Here is a 7,938-nt window from a genome sequence, read left to right as displayed (position 1 = left end):
GTCAGGCCACGGGCACCACCCCGTGACGACTCCCTTCGGGAGTTTCGGCATGTTGGAACTGGGGGTCAGGCGACAATCTCGCCCAGACCCTTGACGAGCTTCTTGACACCCTTCGCGGCGCGCTTGATGTCGGACGTGCTCCAGTGGCCCGAGAGGATTTGCTCGCCCTCTCGCTCCAGCGACCACGACCAGTCGGGCCAGGTGGTCACGTACAGCGCGTCTTTGTCGTTGAGCCGGATGTGCACGGCGTAGCATCCGCCGCCCATGCTGACGTTCTCGGCCTTGAGGCCGCGTCGGACCAACTCCTTGGCCATCGCCTCACACTCGTCGTGTTCAGACCACTCCTCGGCCGCCTCCTCCTCGTACTTCGGCGCGGAGACCCGTTGAGGGGTTCCCTTGAATGCGGTCAGGACCTCGTAGTTCTCGTAGAGGTCGACTCGCGACGACTCCTCACCGAGCCCCATGTCCACCCCCGGCAGTTCACGCATGTAGCGCATCTGCTCGAAGAGGTCTCGGGGCGACTCCTGGCGACCGCTGATGACGATCGGATCGGACTCACGGTCCTCACGTCGCACCACCACGATCGTCCAGAACGGCTTCAACATGTGTTCTCTCCTCTCAGACTGAATCAAGCGGCTGCCTTCATCAGGCCCCGGACACCACTCCGGGACGACCTCCCTTCAGGAGGTTTCGGCTTGTGCGGATTACCTGAACATGTCGAGGGTCTCGACGCGCCAGGTGATGTTCGGGAACAGACGCCGTGCCCAGTGCTCCGCGAACTTCTCGGCGGCCTCGTGCGACTCGTGTGACGGCTCGTTCACGTGCTCGTGCCAGCCCTGAGCGCAGATCGCCTGCCTCTCAGTGATGATCCGCATGACGTCGTCAACCGTCAGACTCTCCGGAAGCGCCTCCTCGTTGTCGAGGTGGAACGCGTACTTCTCGTAGATGAACGCCGAGAGCGTCAGGCCGTCCAGATTGAAGGACGGGGTGACACGCAGCACGGGGCCGCGATCAACTCGGTCCTCCACGACCTCGTGGCCGGCGGGCTCCGGAAGTGCAACGTCGTTCAGCGGAGTCACATTCAGACTCACTGCTCTCTCCTCTCGTAGCTGACTTCAGCGGCTGCCTTCATCAGGCCGCAGGCACCACCCTGCGACGACCTCCCTTCAGGAGGTTTCGGCGTTGTTGGATCAGATGTGCGTGGCGTAGTGGGCCAGGTCCTCGGCCATCGGGAACGCGTCCATCTCGTAGTCCCCGACCAGGTCGTCGTGGGTGGCCTGCTTCTCGTCCAGGACGTAGCCGTCCGCGTCCCGATTGTCCTTGTCGGACTCGTCGTACGCCTTGATCAGTTCGACGATCTCCTGCACCTTCTCCCAGAACTTGTTCTGGAGACGGAGGTCGTTCCAGTGGTAGCCGCAGTCCTCTGCCGGCACACCTTCGAACGACTGGCTCGGGACGATGTAGCAGTCCACGGTGTCCTCGCGGTGGATGTGCGTCGACAGGGCCATGGACCATGCCACCGACTGCGAGGCGGCCCGGACCACGTAGGTGTACGGAGCCTCGCCGTCGTGACGTTCCGCGCCGGCGATCGTGACCGTGAAGTCACGCTCCTCGCCGGGCACGCTGTCCACGTCCGGGTACATCGAACTACCGTCGAAGACATCCGCGACGGACTCACCCGTGTGGGACATGTGATCTCTCCTCTCGTAGCTGACTCAGCTTTGGCTGCCTTCGTCAGGCCGCGGGCACCACCCCGTGACGACTCCCTTCGGGAGTTTCGGCATGTGACTACAGATCGAAGTGGATCTTCTCGTCGCGGATCCACAGGTAGCCGACCGGCCACCTGCTCGCGCTCCTGTGGAGGTCCTGACGCGCCTTCTTGGGGATCCGCTTGTCCTTGCGGAAGCTGCGACCGGGGAATCCGTGTCGCCCCCGCTTGGACTGCCAGAACAGCCCGCCCGCCGACTCGGCGGAGATGAGCGCCAGGTGCTCCTTGTTCAACTCGACGAACTCGCGGCACATCTGCATCCAGCGCTCACGCGCTCGGTCGTCCGCGATGTCGGCGACGGTCAGATACTCGACCGACTCCCACTCGTCTCCGCCGACCCCGTTCTCATCCGGGTTCGACTCGAACCACAGGGCCTCACCGAGTGCCCAGCGAGCGAACTCGTCGATGTAGGCACGCCAGTTGATCGTGTCCCTGGGGGCGTTCTCAGACACCATGTCTCTCCTCTCAAACTGACTCAGCGTTTGGCTGCCGTCGTCAGGCCACGGGCACCACCCCGTGACGACTCCTCCCGGAGTTTCGGCATGTGTTGGAACAGGTCAGGAACGGACCTCGCGCAGGTTGATGACGTCCCAGGCGGCAGAACCCCGACCGCTCCACCTACGTCCGTCCGGCGTCTTCGCCGTGACGTGACGCATGCGGTAGTAGCCACCCGTGGGGGTGGACCGCTGCCGGCCGCGACGGACACCCGTCACCTTGGCCAACTCACCGCCGGTCCAAGTGGTGATGTGCGTCCCTGCGGAGTTCACGTAGCCCGTGAAGCGGACGTCGTTGCGGATCTGCTCCCGCATACGCGCATCGGCGCACGGGAAGCACAGACGCTCCTCCTGCTCGCCGGCGACCCAGGTGGCATACCCGGTCGTGTTCGGAGATGGAGTCGGAGCGTGCCCGCATTCCAGAGGTTCCATAGATCTCTCCTCTCAGAACTGACTGAGCAGTTGGCTGCCTTCATCAGGCCGTGGGCACCACCCCACGACGACCTCCTCTCGGGAGGTTTCGGCATTGCAGATCAGGACTCGGTGACCTTCTTCAGGTCGTGCCAGTCCCACGAACCGTCCTGCGGCACGTCGGGACCCTCCACCACGAGACCCGTGGGACACAGCTCGGAGCCCCAGTACGTCGGACCGATTTCCTTGACCACGCCTCGGAAGACGCGCTCCTCACCGTTCGATGCACGATTCGTGCCGGTGACCTCGTCACCCACGGACAGCGTGATGCCTCCGTAGGTGAACAGCGGGACCTGACCGATGAACGACTCGTCCTCGGTGAAGTACATGGCCTCCTTGTCGGCGGCACGGACCGCAATCGGGCCACGCCTCGACTCCAGCCACGCGCGCAGGGCAGCCGTAGCCGCGCCCACGAGCTTCTCCTCGGCGAACATGCCGCCCAGCCCGGTACGGGAGAAGGACGGGTCGACCAGCCCCAGGGACTCGGCAAACTTCGCCAGAGCCTCGCCCCTTGCGTACAGGGTCTCGGGGGTGGACACCACCGTCTTTCGCCAGTCGTGCCAGTTGGGCCGCCAGATGCCGACCACGGTCGGGTCGATCAGCCAGTAACCCTCACAGCCGATCACCACGTTGTAGCCGACCATCACGTGCCCATCCGGATCGGACGGGTTGACATGGCGGTCGCACTCCGTGCAGACGGACGTCAGGTAGGGCTCGATGAGCCTCGTGGGCGCCTGACGAACTGCGTTCAGGTACGCCGCAACCTCGTTGTCCATGACTCTCTCCTCTCAAAGCTGACTTCAGCGGCTGCCTTCATCAGGCCATGGGCACCACCCCACGACGACGCCCGAAGGCGTTTCGGCAATTGGGCACGGCAGAGCTGCCGGCAAAGGGCACACCTCAGCCGGCGAGCCTGCTACCGCGGTTCAGACTCCGACGTTCTCGGGCTGGAACGGACGCGCTTGGATGTCCTTACGGGCCAGGGCCATGCGCTCCTCTCGCGAACCGATCTCCCGCTCAAGGCAGATGATCTCCTCGCGCTTGCTCCGGATCTGGAACTGGAGACGGTCGACCTCCTTCTGCCGGGGGTCTTGCGTCAGGGGAGACAGCTTGTCCTCCCACAGCGTCTGCTCCCGATCAACATCGTCGGCCCGGAAGAACGCGATGCGGCATCCGGGGTGCGTGATGTGATCCTCCGAGCAGGCATGCCGGGGATCGGGGTCGTACTTGACGAACGTCCCCGACTTCTCGGTGCCATACCAGTCGATCAGGACACGGTCACCGGGCTGGAAATCCGTCTTCACGAATCCAGACATGATCTCTCCTCTCAAAGCTGACTTCAGCGGCTGCCTTCATCAGGCCCACGGCACCACCCGTGGACGACTCCTCACGGAGTTTCGGCATCGGTTGCTCAGCCCGCGACTCAAAGTCGAATTCAACGCTTCTTGCGGGCCTTCTTGACGGCGCGCTGGGTGTCTCGAACGTTGCGAGCCAGCTCGTCGTTGTCACGGCCACGGCATCGCCAGAAGGCGCCCTCGGGCCACTTGGCGTACTCGGGCACCCAGTTGTGCGCGGGGTGATCCTCGGTGTTCGAACACTCCACATGAAGGGCTGGGCGAGTGTTCCTTCTCTTCTTGGCCACGTGCTCTCTCCTCTCAGAACTGACTTCAGCGGCTGCCTTCATCAGGCCCACGGAACCACCCGCGGACGACCTCCCTTCGGAGGTTTCGGCATGTTTGGATCAGACGTCGATGCGGACCGCGTCGCGCTCGGGCTCGAAGTGGCCCATGGCCTGCGAGAACAGGTGGTCGACGTCCACCCCGGCGGAGTGCGCGAGGTGCAGGAAGTCGACCAGGAAGTCGGTCATCACCTCGAACGCGCCGTCCATCGGGTCCACGTTGTGCAAGTCGGACTCCGTGAGTTCGGTGGCCATGTGGCGCTTTCCGTACTCACGGACCGCCGGGAAGAGTCGCATGCCCTTCTCGGCAGACTTCGACCCCGTGTAGATCCCGTCGGACGCGATGTAATCGCTCACGTGCTCTCTCCTCTCAAGGACTGACTAAGCAAATGGCTGCCATCGTCAGGCCCCAGGAACCACCCTGGGACGACCTCCCTACTGGAGGTTTCGGCAATTGGAACTCAAGCGTGCGGGTCGAGGATGTGGTACGTGCCCCCGTCCTCGTACATCACGTAGTAGTCGCCGCCCTGGATGAAGTCGTGTGCCATGGACTCGGCGACCGCCTGAGTGTGGCTCTTGAACCTCTCCGGGAGTTCGGACTCGATGTCGTCGTACAGGTACTCCGCGAGCGCCTTGGTTTCGTCACCCCAGCACTCGGTGATCGTCGTCACGAGGCCCTCCTGGATTTTGGGCAGAATCGCCTCCGGTTCCAGATGGGAGTTCTCCGTGAAGTAGTGCGCCACCACCTTGCAGGGGTACTCGTCCAACGCGTTCGCGATGGCCGTGATCTTCTCCAGCGACTCGTACTCGCCGAGGTTGAAGTCCCCGAACCCGTCGTAGTCGTGGATGGCGTACTCCTCTGCCACGTCGCCGTACTTCCGGGCCGCAGGGGACTCCTTCAGCATCTCGGCGATCGCCTCGTGCATGGCGTCGACATCCTGATCGGCGTCGATCCAGCGTCCGTGGAGAATGCCCGCGTTGTAGTCGGACAGACTCGCCACGTAGATACGCAGGTCAGACATAAAACTCTCTCCTCTCAACACTGAATCAAGCGGCTGCCTTCATCAGGCCGCGGGCACCACCCCACGACGACGCCTCACGGCGTTTCGGCAATAAGGGAATTCAGAACTGCGACGCCTCGACACGCAGGTCGGACTGACAGTTGGGGCAGACAGGACGGGCGACCAGGTCGTCGAACGACACCTCCTCGGCGTCATCGATCTCCTCGCCGTTCCGGTCGATGCGCTTGACGTGCTGCCCGCCGGACTCGATGTCGAACACGACGTCGTCACACTCGGTGCAGTACGCCGTGGCCTTGTCGTCGTCCAGCAGATAGGCAGACTCATAGCAGGACACGTGGAACACGGTCGGACGAGAGAACGCCCGATAGCCGCACTCCTGGTGCCACAGCCCTATGTAGGTCTCGTCCTCGTACCGGAAGAACTGGCCCTTGACCCCGTTCGGCAGGAAGGACTCGTATCCGTCCGTGTCGATACCGGAGATGCAGGGGGACCCGAAATACTTGTCCGTGATGGACTGCGCCCACCGCTCGAACGACTCACCGTCCGCAGAGGACGGGTCACCGTAGACCGGATACTCCTGCGCGTTGTCCATCACCCACTGGACGAACTTCTCGTCCAGCTCACGGTGGTAGTCCACGCGCTTGGCGTAGAACTTCACACCGTCGATGACGATCGTGTCGCTGCCCTTTTCGAAGCGCGCGTCGGCATGCAGCTCCATAGCCGGCGGGGCCGTGAACAGATCGCTCAGAGCCTCCTCCGTGGAGTCGTACATGAAATCCGACGCGACCATTTCGAGGGTCTGCGAAGTCATAACTCTCTCCTCTCAAAACTGACTCAGACTTGGCTGCCTCGTCAGGCCACGGGCACCACCCCGTGACGACGCCCGAAGGCGTTTCGGCAAAACTAATCAGGCCGCGAGACGCATGGCACGCAGACCAGCCCAGAACTGCTTCCAGCCACGCTGAATCACGTAGTGGACGTGCTGGTCCTCCTCGTCCGTGAACCCGTAGAGGTGGGCGGACGGGTCAATGCGCTCTCCCGAGTAGTGGTCGCGGATGTACGAGCCGTCGTGGTGGTAGAACCAGTCGGCTCCCTCGTCATACGCGCAGTCGGCGTCACGGATGGCGTCGATCGCGAGTTTGACAGGGTTGTCCCACGGACCTGTGACATCCTTCGGATTGCAGTCCACAACCTCATAGGTCTGGAGCGGACCGGGACCGAAAGTGCCGTCCTCGTTTTTGATCTGGCCGTAGTCGCCGTCCTGGATCATGTCCGTCGTGAAGTAGGTGCGGTAGACCACCACGTACTTACACGGACGTCCGTCGGTGCGGGAATGCGGGGCACGCAGACTGACGTTCCGCCGCTTGCAGTTAGGACACTGCTTCCGTGCACCGGACCGAGGGCGCATAACCGTTTCGGACCAGCTCATCGGGCTAATGCTCATAACTCTCTCCTCTCAACACCGACAATGGCTGCCATCGTCAGGCCCACGGCACCACCCGTGGACGACTCCCTAGGGGGGAGTTTCGGCATTCGGATTTACGACTTTCGGGCTACTCGCAGATCGGACGCCCTACGACAGAAATCGCAGGAACCATCGAGATGTAACCTTTCAGCGTTGAACTGCAAAAGGTACACGTGAGCATCGACGGAAATACAATAAGCGTGACGTCCTGAACACGATCAGAAATGGTTTCCTGCAAGTGCGTACCGCAGAGCGTCATCCGCAGATAACGACCTTCTTCCGGTGCACTCGGAGCTATGCCGACCACGTCATACGTGGAGCTAGGCTCGAAGGTATCAACCACTTACTCTCTCCTCTCGCTCGCATTGTTGCGACCCCGCACCGGAGTGCGGACGCTCCCGGCCTAACGCCTATTTAGAGTCGCCGGGACGACTTCAGCCGTGATCCATGAAGAGCACGCCGGAGGGCGTCTCGATGAATTCGGACATACAGCCGTGGATGATGTCGTCCAGAACGTCGGACCAACGAAGCGACCCATCGAATTGCAGGTACTTCGACACGTCCACAGACAGGTTTCCTATCCGGGCCGCGTGGATGACCGCATCCGTCCGGTCCTTCCCGATTCCCCTGAAACGGTCCTCATTGCTGAGCACCCAGGAGAGATCGTCGTCCCAGTTGTGCGGATCCTTCTCCACGGCTTGCTTTCCTGCCCACGTAAGCGCGGAACGCTTGGACAGTCGAAACGTAGCCATAGCTCTCTACCTCTCATGGGTGACCAACGGACACCACATCCGTTGGCTCTCGGCTACGGCATGGAATTCAGGCGTAATGAGGCCCTAGCGCCATGCCGCGCCGTAGTGCATGAGACTGCATTGTCCGTCGGTAAACGGACCAAACAGAGAGGGTAATTGGGGGGGCACCTATAGGTGTGGCTACTCCACGAGGTTTACAACCCGAAGGCAGTCATACCTCTTGCGTGTGTGGGCATGTTTCAGTCCCACTGTGTCCGGACGCCTTCTCAGGCCGGATACCCGTCGTTG

Annotated in this window: 14 protein-coding genes and 12 other RNA genes; all 26 read right to left on the bottom strand. The window is 62.4% G+C overall.

Translation table 11 applies throughout. The features are described from left to right. Nucleotides 1–65: 65 nt before the first annotated feature. The 26 genes from ABZ281_RS28140 to ABZ281_RS28015 all read right to left on the bottom strand — a co-directional run bounded on the left by ABZ281_RS28140 (nucleotide 66) and on the right by ABZ281_RS28015 (nucleotide 7,593). A complete protein-coding gene (locus tag ABZ281_RS28140) occupies nucleotides 66–605 on the bottom strand; it encodes a hypothetical protein (RefSeq protein WP_356659873.1) in 540 nt (179 codons plus the stop codon). Nucleotides 606–630: 25 nt separating this feature from the next. Then, an RNA gene (locus tag ABZ281_RS28135) (hammerhead ribozyme type II) lies at nucleotides 631–696 on the bottom strand. An 8-nt stretch (nucleotides 697–704) separates the two neighbouring features. Further along, the gene (locus ABZ281_RS28130) at nucleotides 705–1,091 is read right to left on the bottom strand and encodes a hypothetical protein (RefSeq protein ID WP_356659871.1); all 387 of its coding nucleotides are present in this window, start codon (nucleotides 1,089–1,091) and stop codon (nucleotides 705–707) included. A 25-nt stretch (nucleotides 1,092–1,116) separates the two neighbouring features. Further along, an RNA gene (locus ABZ281_RS28125) (hammerhead ribozyme type II) lies at nucleotides 1,117–1,182 on the bottom strand. 8 nt (nucleotides 1,183–1,190) lie between these two features. Beyond that, nucleotides 1,191–1,691 (bottom strand): hypothetical protein, encoded by a 501-nt coding sequence (locus ABZ281_RS28120; protein WP_356659869.1) that lies wholly within the window; start codon nucleotides 1,689–1,691, stop codon nucleotides 1,191–1,193. A 28-nt stretch (nucleotides 1,692–1,719) separates the two neighbouring features. After that, nucleotides 1,720–1,783: hammerhead ribozyme type II (locus ABZ281_RS28115), an RNA gene on the bottom strand. A gap of 5 nt (nucleotides 1,784–1,788) precedes the next feature. After that, nucleotides 1,789–2,223 carry a hypothetical protein gene (locus ABZ281_RS28110; protein ID WP_356659867.1) on the bottom strand — a complete coding sequence of 145 codons (435 nt, stop codon included), beginning with the start codon at nucleotides 2,221–2,223 and terminating at the stop codon, nucleotides 1,789–1,791. 25 nt (nucleotides 2,224–2,248) lie between these two features. Continuing rightward, nucleotides 2,249–2,311: hammerhead ribozyme type II (locus ABZ281_RS28105), an RNA gene on the bottom strand. A 14-nt stretch (nucleotides 2,312–2,325) separates the two neighbouring features. Then, a complete protein-coding gene (locus ABZ281_RS28100; RefSeq protein ID WP_356659865.1) occupies nucleotides 2,326–2,694 on the bottom strand; it encodes a hypothetical protein in 369 nt (122 codons plus the stop codon). Between the two features lie 28 nt (nucleotides 2,695–2,722). Further along, an RNA gene (locus ABZ281_RS28095) (hammerhead ribozyme type II) lies at nucleotides 2,723–2,788 on the bottom strand. A 7-nt stretch (nucleotides 2,789–2,795) separates the two neighbouring features. After that, nucleotides 2,796–3,509 carry a hypothetical protein gene (locus ABZ281_RS28090; protein WP_356659863.1) on the bottom strand — a complete coding sequence of 238 codons (714 nt, stop codon included), beginning with the start codon at nucleotides 3,507–3,509 and terminating at the stop codon, nucleotides 2,796–2,798. Between the two features lie 25 nt (nucleotides 3,510–3,534). Beyond that, nucleotides 3,535–3,597, bottom strand: an RNA gene (locus ABZ281_RS28085) — hammerhead ribozyme type II. Nucleotides 3,598–3,659: 62 nt separating this feature from the next. Then, a complete protein-coding gene (locus ABZ281_RS28080) occupies nucleotides 3,660–4,049 on the bottom strand; it encodes a hypothetical protein (RefSeq protein WP_356659861.1) in 390 nt (129 codons plus the stop codon). A 24-nt stretch (nucleotides 4,050–4,073) separates the two neighbouring features. Then, an RNA gene (locus ABZ281_RS28075) (hammerhead ribozyme type II) lies at nucleotides 4,074–4,136 on the bottom strand. A 32-nt stretch (nucleotides 4,137–4,168) separates the two neighbouring features. After that, the gene (locus ABZ281_RS28070) at nucleotides 4,169–4,375 is read right to left on the bottom strand and encodes a hypothetical protein (protein WP_356659859.1); all 207 of its coding nucleotides are present in this window, start codon (nucleotides 4,373–4,375) and stop codon (nucleotides 4,169–4,171) included. 26 nt (nucleotides 4,376–4,401) lie between these two features. Next, nucleotides 4,402–4,466, bottom strand: an RNA gene (locus ABZ281_RS28065) — hammerhead ribozyme type II. Nucleotides 4,467–4,474: 8 nt separating this feature from the next. After that, nucleotides 4,475–4,768, bottom strand: a complete 294-nt coding sequence (locus ABZ281_RS28060) for a hypothetical protein (protein ID WP_356659857.1) — start codon at nucleotides 4,766–4,768, stop codon at nucleotides 4,475–4,477. Between the two features lie 30 nt (nucleotides 4,769–4,798). Continuing rightward, nucleotides 4,799–4,864, bottom strand: an RNA gene (locus ABZ281_RS28055) — hammerhead ribozyme type II. 8 nt (nucleotides 4,865–4,872) lie between these two features. After that, a complete protein-coding gene (locus tag ABZ281_RS28050) occupies nucleotides 4,873–5,433 on the bottom strand; it encodes an antirestriction protein ArdA (RefSeq protein ID WP_356659855.1) in 561 nt (186 codons plus the stop codon). A 27-nt stretch (nucleotides 5,434–5,460) separates the two neighbouring features. After that, nucleotides 5,461–5,523: hammerhead ribozyme type II (locus ABZ281_RS28045), an RNA gene on the bottom strand. Between the two features lie 10 nt (nucleotides 5,524–5,533). Further along, nucleotides 5,534–6,244 (bottom strand): hypothetical protein, encoded by a 711-nt coding sequence (locus ABZ281_RS28040; protein WP_356659853.1) that lies wholly within the window; start codon nucleotides 6,242–6,244, stop codon nucleotides 5,534–5,536. A gap of 27 nt (nucleotides 6,245–6,271) precedes the next feature. Further along, nucleotides 6,272–6,333, bottom strand: an RNA gene (locus tag ABZ281_RS28035) — hammerhead ribozyme type II. Nucleotides 6,334–6,340: 7 nt separating this feature from the next. Continuing rightward, the gene (locus tag ABZ281_RS28030) at nucleotides 6,341–6,736 is read right to left on the bottom strand and encodes a hypothetical protein (protein ID WP_356659851.1); all 396 of its coding nucleotides are present in this window, start codon (nucleotides 6,734–6,736) and stop codon (nucleotides 6,341–6,343) included. Between the two features lie 163 nt (nucleotides 6,737–6,899). Beyond that, an RNA gene (locus tag ABZ281_RS28025) (hammerhead ribozyme type II) lies at nucleotides 6,900–6,965 on the bottom strand. Between the two features lie 21 nt (nucleotides 6,966–6,986). Further along, nucleotides 6,987–7,241 carry a hypothetical protein gene (locus tag ABZ281_RS28020; RefSeq protein ID WP_356659849.1) on the bottom strand — a complete coding sequence of 85 codons (255 nt, stop codon included), beginning with the start codon at nucleotides 7,239–7,241 and terminating at the stop codon, nucleotides 6,987–6,989. Between the two features lie 91 nt (nucleotides 7,242–7,332). Further along, complete coding sequence (locus ABZ281_RS28015; protein ID WP_356659847.1) at nucleotides 7,333–7,593, bottom strand: hypothetical protein; 261 nt, start codon at nucleotides 7,591–7,593, stop codon at nucleotides 7,333–7,335. Between the last annotated feature and the right edge of the window lie 345 nt (nucleotides 7,594–7,938).

It is taken from the genome of Streptomyces sp. NPDC006265, assembly GCF_040613555.1.
Classification (GTDB): domain Bacteria; phylum Actinomycetota; class Actinomycetes; order Streptomycetales; family Streptomycetaceae; genus Streptomyces.
This window is presented reverse-complemented; position numbering and strand designations above follow the sequence as displayed.